Here is an 18,406-nt window from a genome sequence, read left to right on the forward strand (position 1 = left end):
ATCGAACCCTGCCCGTTTTATCTTGATCGCATCGCGATAATTGGCCTCATTGGAAATGGCATAACCGACATAGGGGTATTCCTGATGCCTATTGGTCCCGCGGAGGTACATTTTTTTATCGTTCAGAAAGAAACCTTCACCATTGAGCTCTATTTTTCTGATACCAATCTTTTGGGAGAGACTGTCTACCTTTTGTCCATTGCTGTACAGCTTTGTTGTCAATGTATATAAATGGGGGGATGTCGTGTTCCAAAGCTTTGGTCTATCAATATCCAATGAGATGGAAAATTCGTTATCACGGTTCGGGCCCACTGATACCTTAGAGGATTTTTGACTGGTACTATTTCCGCTACCATCGGTTAGGACAACTTCGGCATATATCTCTTTTTCTTGACCGGATCCGTTCATCGCATGGATCTTTACGCTGCATCTTGCCGATTCACCGGATATGTCCGAAAAATGGACCAGTATTCCTCCCCCACCGGTTTTATTGGCCAACATCGGGTCCGAAACGTAAACATCGTTTTTTGTGATCAATTCAACATCTCTATAAATCCCACCATAATAGTTAAAGTCGAGATCCTTTAATGGTTTCCCAGGTGGAATGACCGGGTTATCGGTATTGATCGCTTTTACCGTTAAAGTGTTCTTCCCCTCTTTCAAATGTTTTGATAAGTCGATACCGATAGGCAGATAACCGCCCATATGGTGGTTTAGGTGTATGCCGTTCAACCAGACATCCGACTCGTGCATTATCCCTTCAAATCGAAGAAAGACATTTTTGTTGTTTCCCGGGGCGAGTTCAAACTCCTTCTTGTACCACATGGTCCCCTGCCACTGGTTATTGACAACCAAGGGTTCTGTTCTCGGAATATGAGGAACGGATACTTCAATTTTATGTTCTAAATTTTCTTCTGTCCAAAATATCCAGTTCTCATTGAAATTAGTTTCAGTGCGAAAAGTGGTTTCCTTGGCTTTTGTGGAAATAAAAAAACTGCCTATCAATAAAATAATAAAAATTGGGACAATAAATTTGATATTGGAATTTCTGTAGGGTATGCGAGTCATTTTTTCTGAAATGTTTTTATACTTGCCGAATTTTGACTTACCATATATGTAGTTCCCAACTTCGATTTTAATTTAACAATACTCCTTGCATCACCATCTACATAAAATCCACTTTCTTGGATGGACAAAGGGTCAAAGTTTCCATCACCTTTTCCTAACATCAATAATCCCGTAAAAGCATCATGTCTTCCTGCCACCGGTTCTATTCCATAATTGTTCCCTACCAATAATACATCGGTAAGGCCGTCGTTATTGACGTCATCCGCCAATAAATCCATTATTGGTGCCCATTGAGCCTCTTTTGGCAAGGGAACAGCTTTAAATTTGTTGTTTCCTATATTTTCTATGTACATACTCTGCAGACAGTTTGCTTGCAGTACTAACATCTCCTTAAGGTCTTTTTCAGTAAACAATTGGGACACTTTCATATGGGCATAAGAGTCATAGGTAGGGAAAATGTTTTTCCCTTTTCTTATTTGGTTGACGAACTGATCTCTATTGTGGACCAAATGTTCTTCTCCTTCTAGGTAGTGCGAAATCAAAGGGTCTATTTTTCCATTTGAATCAAAATCATTGGCATACAAGGTAATAGGTTCTTCCAATGATGCTTTGTAGCTACTGTTCAACCCGAGGTTTCCTACAATGAAATCCATATCACCATCATTGTCAAAATCAGCAGAAGATATGCTATTCCACCAACCAGATAAATTCTTTGTTCCGCTTTCGTGCGTAACGTCCACCAGTGTTCCCTTTTTGTTCTCAAAAAAAGTGACGGGCATGTATTCTCCAACAACGACCAAATCTGGATAATCATCATTGTTAAAATCGGTCCAAACAGCATCTGTTACCATTCCCAATGCTATCAATCCTCGAGAATTTTTAAAATCATAATTACTAAAATACCCAGCGTTGTTTACCAGTAACAAACTGGTCACCGGTTTGGGATATTCCGTAGGATGTACCCTTGCACCAATAAAAAGATCTAAATCTCCATCTCTATCAAAATCCGATGCCATAACACAGGATCCACTAAAAGGAATGTCGGGCAAATGGCCTGAGGTTAATGTAAAATTGCCCTTGCCATCATTGAAATAAAGTCTATCCAAGTAATTTTCCTTGTGCTGGTATTCATTGCTTCCGCTTACTACATATATATCCAGATCCCCATCATTATCGGCATCGAAAAATGTAGCTTCAATATCTTCTGAAGGAATTGGCTTTTCCAAAGTACTTTGTTTATAGAAGCTGCCATTTTGCTTTTGCAAATAGATAGATCCAGGTTCATCACCATTGCCCCCAACAAAAAAATCATCCAGTCCGTCATTGTTGATGTCACCTGCTGCCAATCTGGGGCCTTGTTCCGATAGTTTTTGAGGGATTAAAAAATCGCGGTTAAAATCCAAATAATCCGGTTCATGATGCGTGTGATCGACCAAGTCAACTTTGTTCAAGCAGGTATTCGGAGGCGTATTCTTCGTGGATAACTCAATATTTTTATTGGCGTTTTTATGATTTACAACAAGTATTTGGTCAGCATCGACCATTGTTGATTTACTTACCATTCCATCGGGCCAATTAACAATCACGGAATCTATTTTTTCTGAATTGCCCAACCCAAAATGCAGTTTTTGATCTATGCTGGATTGAAAACCCCTTACATGTTGTTGGTAATGTGATTGCATCATTCCGTCATAGTATATTCGGATTTCCGCTCCCAAACCTGATGCGTTATTATCAGGTCCCTTTAAAGTGATTCTCAGATAATGATTTTTAAATAATTGATCGCTTTTATTTTCGTAAATATTGGCTGGTGCATCCAAATTATTTATCGCAAGATCTAAATCCCCATCATTATCCAAATCGGAATAGGCCGCTCCATTGGAAAGTGAAGGGTTGGTAAACCCCCAGTTTTCGCTCTTGTCTTCAAAGGTAAGATCACCTTTGTTTTTAAAGATAAAATTATGGAGCTTAATATTTTGTAATCGGTGCGATAAGGCGATGACCGCAGAATCCGAATCTATTGGATTCGGCTCTTTATCCACAATTCCATAAGCTATGAAATCCATATCGGTCAAAAACCTTTTGTATCCGTTGGTGATGAACAGATCCCTATACCCGTCATTGTCATAGTCCGCGAGTAATGGAGCCCAACTCCAATCGGTAGTATGAATTCCTGAGAACTGTCCAATTTCGCTGAATGAAATTGCACCTTCTGTATTAGGACCATTGTTCAATTGCAATGTGTTTCGCATATATTGAGGCCGATACCCTTTTTCAAGTGCCAGTTTAAACTTGGTATAACCTATATCACCCACCATCTTATGCCTCCTCCAATTTTCATAGGGCAGCATATCGGCCACTATAATTTCCATTTTACCATCGTTATTGATATCGGCAATATCATTGCCCATACCAAAATGGCTAAAGTGCTTAAAATACTTATCTCCGCTTTCGGTAAAAGTTCCGTCTTGGTTGTTTATGTACAGGTAATCGTGTGAAATAAAGTCGTTGGATACGTAAACATCGTCCCAACCATCTTGATTAATATCACTGATGGCCAATCCCAGGCCCATGCCTTCATATACTATGCCCGCTTGTTCGGTGACTTTTATAAAATTACCATTGCCATTGTTTTGATACAATTGGTCGTTGGAACTTCCACTGCCATCTGTTATCATAGGACGTATGCGATCTGGAATACGATCGGACATCGAATGGTTTAAGAGGTAAAGGTCCAAATCACCATCCTTATCGTAATCAAAAAAGGCCGCATGTGTTGTATAACCGTCATCGTTGACACCATATTGTTCTGCCAGTTCTTTAAACAATGGAATCCCTTCTTCATCAACTCCCTGATTGATGAAAAGCAGGTTTTCCCTTTCTTGTGAGGTATGGTTGCCCGCCTTGCTTACATAAATATCCAAGAGGGAATCACCATTGATATCTACCATTGTTGCCCCGGATGACCAATTGGTCGTAGCAGTACCTGATTTTGACGTTATGTCCTCAAATTTCAAATTTCCTTTATTGAGATATAAGGCACTGGAGACCATGTTTCCGGTAAAGTAAATATCATCCAGCCCATCATTGTTCACATCGCCTATGGCAACACCTCCACCGTTGTACACGTAATAATAACTTGTAAGGTCAAATCCTGGTTTTTCTTCAACTTTGTTCGTAAACCTTATTCCACTTTCATAAGGTTCTTTTTCTTCGAATAACGTGATTTTTTTTTCAGCACAGGATATAAAAAGAAGAACAATACCTGTGATAAAGAGATATGGAGGATTATAACTCTTTTTAAACCAGTTTAAATTGGTGGGCAATAATTTCATAGTCAATTAAAATTGTTGTTCTGGATTATGGGAATAATAAGGGCACTTTAAAGCAGTGGATAACATTTAAATACGTTTAAAGCCCTTCTCTTTCAAGAAGGGCCATAAAACTAACCAAACTAATTATTGTTCTTAATATCCCGGATTTTGTTCCAACCCTTCAATTAAATCTACTTCCGTTGCAGGTTTGGGAAGTAATCTATTATTTTCGGTTACATTGGGGTGAAGATCTTGATTGACTTCAACTACCATTTTCTTTCTTACCAAATCGAACCACCGTTTGTGTTCAAAAGCCAATTCCCATGCTCTTTCCGCTATTACCGCATCATCAAAGTCACCTTGGGAAATTCCTGCCGTCAAATCTACTGATGCGTCAGGAGTGTTTGAATCTAAATTGTTCGCTCTTCTTCTAACTTGGTTTATGGCTTCCAGGGCAGATGCTGAGGGGCTTCCTTCGGCCATATTTGCCGCTTCGGCATATATTAACAAAACTTCGGCATATCGCAGTATCGGAATCCCAAAATCTCCCTGTGCTCCACCACAACCGCCATCACCTGGGCCACAAGGAACACCTCCGTCCCTAAATTTAGCTATATATGGTTGTTGAAATTCGCCATCCTCCCATGCTGTACCATCCAAGAAAACGGTATGAAAAGAAATATCTTTTCTGTAATCATCTGGGAAAGCATTAAAGAAACGGTCTTCGCTATACCAGTCAGACCATCCACCTTCCACACCGGGACGTGAAGAATGGTGGAATTTACTTCCCTCTCCATTTGACGCACCAAAGAAAGAGAATATGAATTCACTATTGTTCAATTTATTATCAACTAGCCACAAATCTGCAAAATCCTCTTCTAGACTATAGGTTCCCGCCAGGTTTCCGGAAATCAGCTCATTGGCTTTATCCCTTGCCAAAGCATAATTGGAAGTATCTTCCAAAGGCCATCCTGCCATGGTCAGATATACCTTGGCCAACAATGCCTTTGCGGCACCTCGGGGAGCTTTACCCGCTTCAGCAAACGAAGGGGGCAATTGGTTTTCGGCCAAAGACAGATCAGAAACGATCAGGTTGTATATATCGGCTACCGGTGATTGTCCTACGACATCTGCATCGGTCTGATTTTCACTTGTAATAATAGGTACCTCTCCAAACCATCTCACTAGATAAAAATAACCCAGTGCCCTTAAAAATCTAGCCTGACCTTCTATTTCGTCTTTCCTTTCGGCAGACACGACTCCTTCCAAATTGCCAATATTTGAAATGATATTATTGGAATTGGCAATACCTGCGTATAGGGCATTCCACATGGCAGAGTGCGCGCCTGCACTCGGTTGGGTCAAAAATCTATCGTATTGATTCAAATTAAACGCCGGTGGTCTTGAACTCATGTCCTCTGCTCCACCGTTCATTACAAAAGCGTTTACAAAATCAAAACCTCCCCATCCGCCAAAGTAACTTCTATAATTACCTACCAAAGCAGCTTCAAAATCCACTTCGTTCGAAAAAAAGCTTTCTGGAGACAATAGGCCCTCTGGTTGTTCCTCTAAATCCGTACAACCATTTAACAGTGTGATGCCCATGGCAATCAACAGTATTCTTTTTGTTACCTTTTTCATTTTATACATTTTTTTATTATTAAAAACTAAGATCTAAACCTACCGTATAGGTTTTTTGTGAAGGAAAGGATGCCAGATCGATTCCACCTCTGGTATCAATATTCGTACTAGATTCAGGATCGTATCCAGTATAATCTGTAAAGGTGATCAGATTGGTCCCGGTAACATAGAGCTTGAGTGATTTAAGCCCAATTTTTTCAATCACGTTCTGAGGTATGTTATACCCTAACGATATGTTCTTTATTCTAACATAAGATCCATCTTCTATCCATCTACTGGATTGTAAGTTTTCAAAACTATTGCTCCCTTCAAATGAAGGAACGTTGGTGTTTTGGTTTTGGGGTGTCCAACGATTCAATATCGCTACACCTGTGGCATCTGAATCTCCAGAAGTTCTTTCAGTACGTACTCTACCAATATTCAATATATCGTTTCCTTGAACTCCTTGAACAAATACGTTCAAATCTAGGTTCTTATAAGAAAAAGTATTGGTCCAACCGAAGGTGTAATCTGGTTGGGCATTTCCTATGTCAACAATATCATTATCATCTATAACGTCATCATTGTTCTGATCAACATATCTAGGTGCTCCAGGTATTACCCCGAATACTGCTGCTTCGGTGGCTTCGGCAGTACCCCAGACACCATCTTGAACAAATCCTCTAAACTGACCTATCGGCTTGCCCACTTCTAAAAACAAGGTGTTTCCAAAACCTGGTATCCCGGGAGCCCCTAGAGTAATCTCATCCTCTCCGGACAAAGCGAGTACTTCATTATCGTTAAAGGAGATGTTAAACCCGGAATTCCAAGAAAAATTTTTCGATTGTACCGGGGTACCCCCTAGATAAAATTCAAATCCCTTGTTCTCTACTTCTCCTATATTCCTCAATACGTCTGCAACTCCCGAAGTTCTGGGCAAAGGCACTGACAATAGAAGATCTTCCGTGTTCTTTTTATAATAATCCGCAACCAGATTCAATCGTCCATTGAACATATCCAAATCAATCCCGATATTGGTTTGTTTGGTAACTTCCCATTTCAAATCTGGATTACCCGCGCTACCGGCCAAGAGTACCCCAGTTGCAGGATTTGCCCCATCTATGGCAAAATTGGTGGTTGCCAAAACTGTAAGTGATTGATAGGGGTCAATGGCTTGATTGCCCGTTTCTCCATAAGTAGCCCTTAACTTTAAATTATCAATGGTTTTGGAATCTTCCAAGAAACTTTCATTGGAAATGTTCCATGCCAGACCTGCTGATGGGAAAAAACCTCTTTTGTTGTTGGCACCAAATACCGAAGAACCATCGGAGCGTGCCGTCAATGTTAAAGAATATCTATTGTCATATCCGTAAATGACCCTTCCCAGATACGAAAGCAAAGATCTGGTTGTTCTCTCTGAACTTGGTCGTCCAGGAACAGCGGCCAGGCCAAGATTGTTAAAGGTTACGGCGTCAGTTAAAAACCCCATTGCGTTACCGGTAAAATGTTCATTGAACTCTTCAAATTGCTGCTCTAGAACACCAGTTAAATTAATGGAATGTTTTCCAAATTCCTTAACATAGTTAAGTTGATTCGTGTTTTGCAATGTTATAGTTCTCCTGTCCCTAATTGATGCCGTTTCCGTTGTTGGACTATTGCTTGGCCTCGAATTGGCATAAAAACTAAATTCAGAGTCATCCAGTCTATAGGCTCCACTGACACTAAATTTTAACCCATCCAAAATTTCATAATCCACTTTGGCATTGATACTCGTAGTGGTAATGATATTTTCCCTAATGGGTTCAACAGCTAAAGCCAAGGGGTTAAAGTTGGTGGGTGGGCCAGCACCACCACCTGGTTGGGAATATGTACCGTCTTCTTCAAAAACGGGCTTGGTAGGTGCAAATACCTGTGCCGAGAATATAGGGCTACCATCATTGTTTCCGGCAAAACTGTTCAAATTAGTCGGATGGTCCTCTTCATGGGAAAGATAGGTGTTCGTGGTTACACTAAGTTTATCATTGATCCTTGCTGTTAAATTTGCTCTCAAAGAATATCTATCATAAGAAGTATTTTGTATAATACCTTCTTGATCAATTACGTTACCCGAAACATAATAGGAAATATTATCGTTCGCCCCGCTAACATTCAATAAATGGTTTTGCGAAAAGGCCGTTCTAAATATTTCGTCTTGCCAATCGGTACCGCCATTTGCATTGAACGCTGAAATTTCGGCACTAGTGAACACAGGGTTAAGCCCTATTTCTGATCTATGGGCATTGACCGTTTGGGCATATTGACCGGCATTCAATAAGTCTAGCTCATTACGAACTTCTTGTAAGCTGTAAAAACTGTTATAGGTGACTACCGGTTTTCCTGATTTTCCTTTTTTGGTGGTAACCAAAACGACTCCATTTGCCCCTCTGGACCCATAAATGGCAGTGGCCGAGGCATCTTTCAATATCTGTATCGATTCTATGTCGTTTGGGTTTATCGTGTTTATACTGCCACCTTGGAAACCATCGATTACGACAAGGGGGTCATTGCCTCCGTTAATTGAATTCGCCCCACGGATCCTAATGGTAGCCCTTCCATTGGGAGCACCATCATTGTTTTGAATCTGTACGCCCGCTACCCTACCTTGGATGGCTTGGTCCACACGGGTGACAGGTAACTCTTTTAGCTCTTCCACAGCAACGGACGCCACGGAACCCGACAGATCGCTTCGTCGTTGTGGCCCGTATCCTACCACCACTACTTCGTCCAGGGCATTTCCCTCTTGTAATGCGATAGAAATAGATGTTTGCCCGTTCAAAGCAATTTCCTGAGTTGCAAAACCTATATAGGATATGACCAACGTAGCATTTTGATCCGTTACTTGTAGCGCAAAATTTCCATCAAAATCTGTTTGTGTTCCATTTTGCGTATTCTTTTCAATAATATTGGCCCCTGGCAAGGGTTGCCCGTCTTGGTCTGTAACAGTTCCCGTTATTACGGATTCTTGTTGGTTCAAATCCCATAAATTTGATTCATATCTTTTTGCAGACATTACTTCTGTCTGGAAAATAAAAGAGAATAAAATCAACATTGTCAATTTTAAGCTCCATTTTGCCCTATTTAAATAGAACAACTTACTTGGTTTGTTTTTTTTCATACTCTTAAGCGTTTTAGTTATCATCTATTAAGTAATGAGGGAAATCGTTAATTATGTTGATTCGATTACGGGGCGTTGTTCAACAACGCCCCACATGAACCAAAAAATTAAAAACTAACTAACTCATAAACTATATTTATGGTTCGCAAGTAATCACTTAGAGTAGAGAATAAAGGGGAAAGGTTTCGTTTAAAAGGGGAGGAGGTTTCGTTTTGGCGATAGTATGATATTTATTTTAACAAAAGTGGATGAGATGTACTATAAATCCTTTTGTTCCTTTAAAATTTCGGAAGGGTTTTGTCCAAATCGCTGTTTGAATAATTTGCTAAAGTACTTTCGATCTGAATATCCTATTTTATAGCATATTTCCGCCACAGTGTATTGTTGTTCCTCCAGTAACTTTTTTGCGATCTTAAATTTATAGTCGCGTATAAATGCAACCAAGTTCATTCCAGATAATGCCTTGATTTTTTTATAAAGTACGGAGTGGCTCATTCCCATTTCGTTAGAAAGATAGTTTGCGTTCAATTCTGGAGAGTCCAGATTGTTTTCGATCAATTTGATGAGCTTTTTCAAAAAGTCCTGGTCTTTTCGATTTATTGCCAGTTCTTTGGGTAGGATCAATCCATCCGCACTAAACTTTTTACGCAATAATTCTCTATTGTATAAAAGACTTTTTACCCTGGCCAATAGTAAAGGTTCATTAAAGGGTTTTGTAATATAATCATCCGCTCCAAGCTCAAAACCTTTGAGCTTATCTGAATCAAATGTCTTTGCCGTTAAAAGTATGATCGGAACATGGCTCAACCTCATATCCGTTTTGATGCTTTCACAAAGTTGCATACCATCCATTTTCGGCATCATTATATCACTTACTATCAGGTCCGGCATTTGTTCCAATGTTATTTTCAGGCCTTCTTTTCCATTCCGGGCTTCCAAAATATTATATGAAGTGTTCAGCACTTGTTTTATATATTGACGGAGCTCATCATGATCTTCGATGATCAAAATGGTTTCCATAGAAGTGTTATTGCTGGAAGTAAAAGCCTTGTTTAACTGATTTTGAGGTGTTTCTTTTTTGAATGTTTCTTGAGGTTCATTTATCTGCATATGCTCTGCGGAGAAGTGATCATTTCCAAAGGGCAATAAAATATTAAATTCACTGCCTTTTCCCTCAATGCTTTTAACGGTTATCTTGCCCGAGTGGAGCTTAATGACTTCCTGAGCGATCGACAATCCAATTCCGAAGCCTGTTTTTTCCGTTACGGCATTTTGATAAAATCTATTGAATATTTTTGAGAGTTTCTTTTTTGGAATACCCTCTCCCGTATCTATTATTCGTACTATGGCCTGTTTTTTTAAGATACCTACTTCAACTTTTATAGATTTACCGGGCGGGGTAAATTTAAAGGCATTGGATATAATATTGAATATCGTTTTTTCCATTTGCCCTTTATCGAACCACAATGTAATGTCATTGGAGGAAGAGGTAAATTGGTAGTCTATTTCATTGTCTATTGCCCGTTGGCCAAAGGCCAAATATATTTCCCGGATGAAGCTAGTTAGGTTATTTTCAGTAATCTTAAGGTCTATGGTGCCCGATTCCAATTTTCGGAAATTCAACAATTCGTCTACCAAATCCATAAGCCGTTTGGCATTGCTTCTAACGGAGACCAAACGCTTTTGTTCGCTTATGTCCACCGCATCTTTTTTCAACCCGTTTAATGCCCCTGTGATTAGAGTTAATGGGGTTCTTATCTCGTGGGATATATTTACAAAAAACCTTTGCTTGAGATTATAAAGTTCTTCGTTCTTTTCATTCGTCAACTGTTCAAACTTTAAGTTTGCCTTCATGCGCTCCCAAGCTATTGTATATTTTCTCAGAAAAAAAAGCAAGGCCAGTGATAAGAAACCATAAATTAGATAGGCCCACCATTGAAACCATAAAGGCTTTAATATCTCTATATCTATAATAGCCAAATTTGAGTTCCATTCCATACCCTTTTCCCTACTTTTGACTTTAAACGTATAGTTGCCATTAGGTAAATTGGTGTAAGTTGCCGTTCTCTCCTTACCAATATTTCTCCAATCTTCATCAAAGTTTTCCATTTTAATGGCATATTCCCTCTTTGAAGAAAAAGGATATTGTAAAGCCGCAAATTCAAATGTTATAACGTCAAGATTATGCTTGAGTATGATACTATCCTGATATTGAATGTTTTTTTGGAGAATATCGTTGTCGCCTATAGTAACAGGTTTGTTAAAAAGCTTAAAATCAGTAAATAAGATTTTAGGGGGGCTTTTTTTGTGGGAAACCTCATTGGAGTCAAAATTGACAACGCCCTGTAGTCCCCCAAAATAAAGTTTTCCTGAACTGTCTTTTGAAATGGAATTGATATGGAATTCATCAAGAAGATTCGGTACTCCATTAAAATATCCGGTATTGTAATCAAAATTATATATACCATCTTTGGTTCCGAACCATATTTTGCCCGTAGCATCTTCAATTATGGAGACTATCGTTGCGTATTTTATAATCTCCTGGTCATCAAATCTTTCTATTATGTTTTTTTGGGGGTTATATCTGTTGACTCCACTACCTGCCGTTCCGATCCATATAAAACCCTTTGAGTCCTTTAATATTGAAAAAACATAATCTGAGCTTATGGAATTGTTGTTTTCATCATCATATCTAAAATGTTCAAATGTCTTTTTTTCAGTATCGAAAAGGTTAATTCCGCCCCCAAAAGTTGCCAACCAAAGATATTTGCCATCTTTTTGCATTGCAATAACATTGTTACTGCTTATAGAATTGCGATCATCTTTCGTTTTTTTATAGTGGGTGAAAGTTTCTGTTCTTATATCAAAAAAACTTACTCCTCCTTCCCATGAGGCTATCCAGAGATTTTTATTTTCATCTTCTATGATATAGCGAATATCATTATAGCTTAATGAGTTTTGGTTAGGCCGATGCTTAAATTGTTTTAGTGTGCCTTTCTCAATATCAAAATGTATAAGGCCATTTTTAAATGTCCCTATCCAAAAAGTGCCATTGGAAGCTTTCATTATATATTGGACATAACCTGCATCAATAGGTATTTTGGAAGTTTTATTATAAAAAGTGGTTTTGTTGTTAAGGGAATCAAAAACAGTCAATCCTTTCCCGTCCAGTCCCATAAGAAGTTTATCCCTAGTCTTGAAAACAGAAAGTACCGGTGATGTATCTATTCCTTTTATATCGCTAAATAGGATTTTAAAATTATCTTCTCCTCCAAAAACATTAACACCGTTCCATGCGGTACCGATCCATACATTGCCGTCATTGTCCATGGCAAGATCATAAATAGCATTTCCGGATAAAGATGATGGTGTTTGGGGATTGTTCAGGTAGTTAGTGATCGAGGGTGAAATTCCTTTAAAGCCTTGTATTTCAAACATGCCGTTACCATCCGTTCCTAGCCAGAGATTGTTTTTTTTGTCACCAATAATGGATCGAACAATATTGATTTCTTCGTGTGATTCTAATCCTACCTCTTTCAGAAAGTTTGAAAGTTCATAAGTATTGGAATTTAATGATACGGCCCCACTGCCACTTGTTCCCAATAAAATGGTATCGTCGTCCAATTCATATAACGCATGGATAAAATCAACATTTAAATGAGGTTTTGAACTTTCTACGGTATTCAATGTTTGTTCATTGTAATCATATTTTTTAAGTCCATCCCCAAAAGTTCCTATCCAAAGGTTTTCCTGGTGTTCTAGAAAACTTGTTATATTATGTGGGGTACCATTTAACCATGAAACAAAACTATTGGAAGCCCTGTCAAATAAACAGAACCCATTTTCAGTTCCTATCCATAAATTCCCTCTAGTATCTTCGTATATGGCATTTAATTTATCTGAAGGGATTGAATAAGGGTCGTTTTTGTCATTGCGATAAATCGTAAAATTGTCTTTATCCGGTTCATAAAGGGCCAATCCCCCTCCAAGGGTAGCTACCCACATCCTGCCTTTTAAATCAATCAAGATATCGGAAATATCATTGGTGATCAGATTACTGTTTTGCTCGTTGTAAACTTTTATACTTTGCCCATCATATCTATTAAGTCCATTTTTAGTGCCGATCCACACAAAACCTTCCTGTTCTTTAACTATGCTATTGATTCTGTTATTGGATAAACCAATTGTTCGGTTTATCTTGGCAAAAAAAGGTTGAGATTGCCCACGGCAGCAATTATGGATAAGTATGCCCAGAACAGCTGTCAAAATTATCGATCTTATCATTGCGTTCCAGTTATTTGACTATTCCCCATTATCAATATTACACTTGAAATTGAACCTGGATTATTGATTAATAGTCAATTTAATAAATTAACCTTTTTATTAGGGGTGAAATTTGGTTTTTTGAGGGGGAAGAATTCTATATTTCGGCCTTTTATTTTATGAGCCTAATATATGCCCTATTATTCTTGTTTTTTTAGGTCGCAAAGATATGATGAGTCATATATACCATGTTCCCGTTCTGTTTTGAAAATCTATGGTTTTTCATCTTTTCGAAAATGCAAAACTACGTTGGATGTGTGGTTTTTTGAGTATTGTAATCGCGGAAGAATTGTATGTTCTATTACAAAAGTTTTAAGTTTTTGATGCTCCCAAAAAACAAAACCCTGCATTTTCATACAGGGTTTACGCTTTAAGTGATCGCGGAAGGATTCGAACCTTCGACCGTCTGCTTAGAAGGCAGATGCTCTATCCAGCTGAGCTACGCGACCATGCACATTGAAAGCCGTTTTTCAAATGTGGGTGCAAACTTACTAAAAAATACAAAGTGGTAAAACGAAAAAGAGGTAAAAGATACCGCTTTCTATTTTAGGTAGATTCTTAATCTGAAAACTCCCCGACCTTTGAGTTGGATTTCCTATTCACCACTCCTTTGGAGAGGTCTGAACTGCCTTTTTAAGCAGTTCAGGGTGAGGAAAAATACAAAATTTCGGTTTTTGAACCTCAGGGATACCTGCCTGCCGGCAGGCAGGGTCGGTTTCAAGAAATTTTTTATTAAAAATTGGACAGGAATACCCCGTTTTGTCAGTGTTGGGCATCATAACGATCAAAATTCTCCCATATCTGATCCAATACTTTTAAAAATACCTCAAATTCAGCTTCGCTAATAGATTCCGTACTCATTTTTCGGATATCCTTTATAATGGGTAAGGCACGTGCCATTAGATTTTCCCCGGTAGGGGTCATGACCAGCTTAAATCGTTTTTGATCGTCCCTAAAACGGGATTTTTTTAAGAATCCCTTTTTACAGAGTCCCCTGATTACCCGGGATGTGGTGGCCCTATTCCTGAAATTTGATTTACTGATTTCAGCCTGCGAAGCATCTTTGCCCAACAGATGCACCCGTTGCAATATAACCCATTGTTCAATGGTCAAATCAATATCATTTTCGGAAAAGGCCCTTAAAAAAGTCCCCTGGACTTTTTTTAACGTGCGATCCAAATAAACACCGAATCCATCGGTTCTATCCATCTTAAAATTGTTCTATGGTCAAAAATAGGGAGGAATACCTAAAATAATGTTGTTAATGCAACAAAAATAAAAAATTGTATTAAATTTGACCAAAATTGATAATCCATATGGCCAGATATTCCAATGAGTTAAAGACCGGCTTTAAAAACTACATCCTTGAGGACAGTACGTATAAGGGTGGAGGCAGGAAAATAACAATGCCCAAAGGGGTAGAGGTGCATAAATTGTCCTCCAATGAAAACCCATTGGGTTGTTCTAGCCAGGTGAAACGGGCCATAGAAGATGCTCTTAAAGATATAAGCATCTATCCAGATAACACGGATATCCGACTTAGGGAAGCCCTATCCAGGGATTTTGGGAATCAACTTACCGAAGATTATTTTGTAACCGCGAATAGTGGTTCTGAAATTATTGATATTATTTCAAAAGTTTTTTTATCCGAAGGTGATGAGGTCATTGTTTCCCAACCTTGCTTTTTGCCATATACGGCCTTTACAAGATGGATGGGGGCATCCGCGATCAATGTACCCATGACAAAAGATTATGATTATGATCTGGATGCCATTTTAGAAGCGATAACAGGGCGTACCAAACTTGTTTTTCTGGCGTCGCCCAATAATCCGTCCGGAAATTATATTCCTTTTGATGAATTGTCCCGATTTTTGGAACGCGTGCCCAAAAACGTCATCGTTGTCTATGATGAGGTGTACAGGCATTTTGCAGAAGCAAAGGATTACACCTCCGCCTTACCCTTTGTACAAAAGGGATACAATATTATTGCGATCAATAGTTTTTCAAAGACATATGGTCTGGCCGGGTTAAGGGTCGGTTATTGTTATGCTCCCTTGGAGATTAGCAATTATATTAGAAAAGTATGCAAGCCGTTTTTATTGTCTTCTCCTGCCTTGGAAGGTGCCATAGCGGCTTTGGACGATATGGATTTTGTACAACGGACCGTTGACCTGATCTCAAAAGAAAGACGATTTGTACTTAAGGGCCTGACGAATTTGGGAATCAAATTCTGGTCTACCCAGGGGAATTTTGTATTGATAGACCCTCCGATCGGAGATTTGGATTTCACCCAATTTTTACAGGATAAGGGCATTATGGTAAGGCCTGTAGGTAATTTTGGTGCTCCTGGCAAGGTTCGGATATCTTTTGGGACAAGACCGGCCAATGAAGCAATGTTAGAAGCTATTAAAGACCTGTTAAATAGCTGATTAAAATAAAAAAGTAATAAATTTTTAATATATTTGTTGCATATGCAACATAAAATAACGATAAATTATGAACACTTCAACTTTGCCGAAATTGCATGATGCCGCACAAGATTTCATGCCTATAAATGGCACGGATTACTTAGAGCTTTATGTGAGTAATTCAAAACAGGCGGCGCACTTCTATAAAACCGCCTTCGGGTTTCAATCTTTGGCATACGCTGGTTTGGAAACCGGACTAAAAGACCGTGAAAGCTATGTGGTGATTCAGGATAAAATACGTTTGGTGCTGACCTCCCCACTTAAAAGTGGAACCGATATAGGTCGTCATATAGATCAGCATGGTGACGGTATTAAAGTGGTGGCGTTATGGGTAGATGATGCTACCTATGCCTACAACACCGCTATTGAGAGGGGCGCAAAATCCTATATGGAACCGAAAACAGAAGAAGACGAAACAGGAAAGGTAATCCGTTCCGGGATATACACCTATGGCGAGACCGTCCATATTTTTGTAGAGCGAAAAGATTATAACGGGACCTTTATGCCCGGTTTCAGAAAATGGGAGACCCCGGATTATAATCCAACTCCTATAGGACTTAAATATGTGGATCATATGGTGGGCAATGTAGGATGGAACCGGATGAACGAATGGGTAAATTTCTATGAGAATGTAATGGGTTTTACACAAATTCTGTCTTTTGACGATAAGGATATCTCTACCGACTATACCGCCTTGATGAGTAAGGTAATGAGCAATGGGAACGGAAGGATCAAATTTCCGATCAACGAGCCTGCCGAGGGCAAAAAGAAATCGCAAGTAGAGGAATATCTCGATTTTTATGAAGGTGAAGGCGTGCAGCATATTGCGGTAGCTACAGATGATATCATCCAGACCGTTCGTGACTTAAAGAGTAGGGGAGTGGAATTCTTGACCGTTCCGGATACTTATTACGATGTAGTTTTAGATCGTGTGGGGCAAATAGATGAGGACATTGCACCGTTAAAAGAATTGGGTATCTTGGTAGATCGTGATGATGAAGGGTATTTATTGCAGATTTTTACAAGGCCCGTAGAACCAAGGCCTACCATGTTTTTTGAAATCATTCAAAGAAAAGGGGCACAATCTTTTGGAAAGGGTAACTTTAAGGCACTCTTTGAAGCTATTGAACGTGAACAGGAGCTTAGGGGGACATTGCATTAAGAAAATAGGCACTCGGGTTCAAGAACCTGTAAATTTGTATATATCCCTATAAAACGGGATGAAGTTTGAACTTAAAGGAAAAACATGCCCATATATCATAAATTAGGAAAATTTCCGCAAAAGCGGCACATACAATTTGAAAAACCGGACGGGGGCCTGTACTATGAACAATTGTTCGGTACCATTGGTTTTGATGGCATGTCGTCATTGTTATATCACGTACACCGTCCCACCCAGGTAAAGGAAATAGGTGAGGCCATTGATGTGAGCCCTAAAATTGCCGTTGAAAAGAACATTGCCTCAAGAAAATTGATCGGTTTTGATGTGGCCCCAAAAGATGATTTTTTGGAGTCTCGGGAACCCATGTTGGTGAATGGCGATGTTCATATAGGCCTGGCCGCCCCAAAAAAGTCAATGACCGGGTACTTTTATAAAAATTCGGATGCGGATGAGATGCTGTTCATCCATAAAGGTACCGGAACATTGAAAACCTTTTTGGGAGACATTCCTTTTGAATATGGGGATTATTTGATAATTCCCCGTGGAATGATCTATCAAATAGCATTTGATACAGAAGATAATCGCATATTATATGCCGAGTCCTTTCACCCAATTTATACCCCAAAACGGTATCGTAACTGGTTTGGGCAGTTATTGGAACACTCCCCTTTTTGTGAGCGCGATTACAAATTGCCCCAAAATTTGCGGACGCACGATGAAAAAGGGGAGTTCGTGCTAAAAATAAAAAAGCAGGGTATGTTACATAGTCTGGTCTATGCCACGCATCCGTTTGATGTTGTGGGATGGGACGGATACAATTACCCTTACGGATTTTCGATCCATAATTTTGAACCCATAACGGGCCGTGTTCATCAACCACCACCGGTACACCAGACTTTTGAGACAAGTGCATTTGTCATCTGTTCTTTTTGTCCAAGATTATATGATTATCACCCAAAGGCCATACCGGCACCTTATAATCATTCCAATATAGATTCCGATGAAATGTTATATTATGTGGACGGTGATTTTATGAGTAGAACCGGTATTGGGCCCGGATATATTTCTTTGCATCCTGCAGGAATCCCCCACGGGCCGCACCCGGGGACCTATGAGGCCAGTATCGGTAAAAAAGAGACAGAAGAATTGGCGGTCATGATAGATACCTTTAAACCCTTACAGGTAACAGAAAACGCTTTGAAAATAGATGATGGCCAATACTACAGGTCTTGGGTAGAATAGTATAAAAAAGAATTAAGAATCAAGAGGAAAGAAACAAGATTTAAATTCAAAATCT

At 39.2% G+C, this 18,406-nt stretch carries 9 protein-coding genes and 1 tRNA gene; 3 read left to right on the forward strand and 7 right to left on the reverse strand.

Annotated elements, in window-relative coordinates; genetic code table 11:
• The 7 genes from ACKWB9_RS14945 to ACKWB9_RS14975 all read right to left on the reverse strand — a co-directional run.
• On the reverse strand, positions 1-1,068 hold a 1,068-nt coding region (locus ACKWB9_RS14945; protein WP_414003822.1), incomplete at its 3' end, for a glycoside hydrolase family 2 protein.
• Positions 1,065-4,403 carry a VCBS repeat-containing protein gene (locus ACKWB9_RS14950; protein ID WP_414003823.1) on the reverse strand — a complete coding sequence of 1,113 codons (3,339 nt, stop codon included), beginning with the start codon at positions 4,401-4,403 and terminating at the stop codon, positions 1,065-1,067. The genes ACKWB9_RS14945 and ACKWB9_RS14950, both read right to left, overlap by 4 nt.
• Positions 4,404-4,535: 132 nt before the next feature.
• Positions 4,536-6,023 carry a RagB/SusD family nutrient uptake outer membrane protein gene (locus ACKWB9_RS14955; RefSeq protein WP_414003824.1) on the reverse strand — a complete coding sequence of 496 codons (1,488 nt, stop codon included), beginning with the start codon at positions 6,021-6,023 and terminating at the stop codon, positions 4,536-4,538.
• Between the two features lie 19 nt (positions 6,024-6,042).
• Positions 6,043-9,156 carry a SusC/RagA family TonB-linked outer membrane protein gene (locus ACKWB9_RS14960; RefSeq protein WP_414003825.1) on the reverse strand — a complete coding sequence of 1,038 codons (3,114 nt, stop codon included), beginning with the start codon at positions 9,154-9,156 and terminating at the stop codon, positions 6,043-6,045.
• A gap of 258 nt (positions 9,157-9,414) precedes the next feature.
• Positions 9,415-13,440 (reverse strand): hybrid sensor histidine kinase/response regulator transcription factor, encoded by a 4,026-nt coding sequence (locus tag ACKWB9_RS14965; RefSeq protein ID WP_414003826.1) that lies wholly within the window; start codon positions 13,438-13,440, stop codon positions 9,415-9,417.
• Positions 13,441-13,854: 414 nt separating this feature from the next.
• Positions 13,855-13,928 (reverse strand) — tRNA-Arg (locus ACKWB9_RS14970).
• A 313-nt stretch (positions 13,929-14,241) separates the two neighbouring features.
• Positions 14,242-14,688, reverse strand: a complete 447-nt coding sequence (locus ACKWB9_RS14975) for a MarR family winged helix-turn-helix transcriptional regulator (protein ID WP_414003827.1) — start codon at positions 14,686-14,688, stop codon at positions 14,242-14,244.
• A gap of 107 nt (positions 14,689-14,795) precedes the next feature.
• Here ACKWB9_RS14975 and ACKWB9_RS14980 point away from each other — a divergent pair, with 107 nt between their 5' ends.
• The 3 genes from ACKWB9_RS14980 (at position 14,796) to ACKWB9_RS14990 (ending at position 18,351) form a co-directional block, all read left to right on the forward strand.
• Positions 14,796-15,908 carry a pyridoxal phosphate-dependent aminotransferase gene (locus ACKWB9_RS14980; protein ID WP_414003828.1) on the forward strand — a complete coding sequence of 371 codons (1,113 nt, stop codon included), beginning with the start codon at positions 14,796-14,798 and terminating at the stop codon, positions 15,906-15,908.
• Between the two features lie 67 nt (positions 15,909-15,975).
• Complete coding sequence (gene hppD / locus ACKWB9_RS14985) at positions 15,976-17,109, forward strand: 4-hydroxyphenylpyruvate dioxygenase (RefSeq protein WP_414003829.1); 1,134 nt, start codon at positions 15,976-15,978, stop codon at positions 17,107-17,109.
• 84 nt (positions 17,110-17,193) lie between these two features.
• Positions 17,194-18,351: a homogentisate 1,2-dioxygenase gene (locus tag ACKWB9_RS14990; protein WP_414003830.1), complete on the forward strand. Its 1,158-nt coding sequence runs from the start codon at positions 17,194-17,196 to the stop codon at positions 18,349-18,351.
• Positions 18,352-18,406: the final 55 nt, after the last annotated feature.

Source organism: Maribacter spongiae (assembly GCF_047345125.1).
Taxonomy (GTDB): Bacteria; Bacteroidota; Bacteroidia; order Flavobacteriales; family Flavobacteriaceae; genus Maribacter.

What these genes read in the sequence shown, in the direction of transcription:
- ACKWB9_RS14950 (WP_414003823.1), bottom strand. Translation starts at nt 4,403, where the DNA reads ATGAAATTATTGCCCACCAATTTAAACTGGTTTAAAAAGAGTTATAAT.
- ACKWB9_RS14955 (WP_414003824.1), bottom strand. Translation starts at nt 6,023, where the DNA reads ATGAAAAAGGTAACAAAAAGAATACTGTTGATTGCCATGGGCATCACA.
- ACKWB9_RS14960 (WP_414003825.1), bottom strand. Translation starts at nt 9,156, where the DNA reads ATGAAAAAAAACAAACCAAGTAAGTTGTTCTATTTAAATAGGGCAAAA.
- ACKWB9_RS14965 (WP_414003826.1), bottom strand. Translation starts at nt 13,440, where the DNA reads ATGATAAGATCGATAATTTTGACAGCTGTTCTGGGCATACTTATCCAT.
- ACKWB9_RS14975 (WP_414003827.1), bottom strand. Translation starts at nt 14,688, where the DNA reads ATGGATAGAACCGATGGATTCGGTGTTTATTTGGATCGCACGTTAAAA.
- ACKWB9_RS14980 (WP_414003828.1), top strand. Translation starts at nt 14,796, where the DNA reads ATGGCCAGATATTCCAATGAGTTAAAGACCGGCTTTAAAAACTACATC.
- hppD (WP_414003829.1), top strand. Translation starts at nt 15,976, where the DNA reads ATGAACACTTCAACTTTGCCGAAATTGCATGATGCCGCACAAGATTTC.
- ACKWB9_RS14990 (WP_414003830.1), top strand. Translation starts at nt 17,194, where the DNA reads ATGCCCATATATCATAAATTAGGAAAATTTCCGCAAAAGCGGCACATA.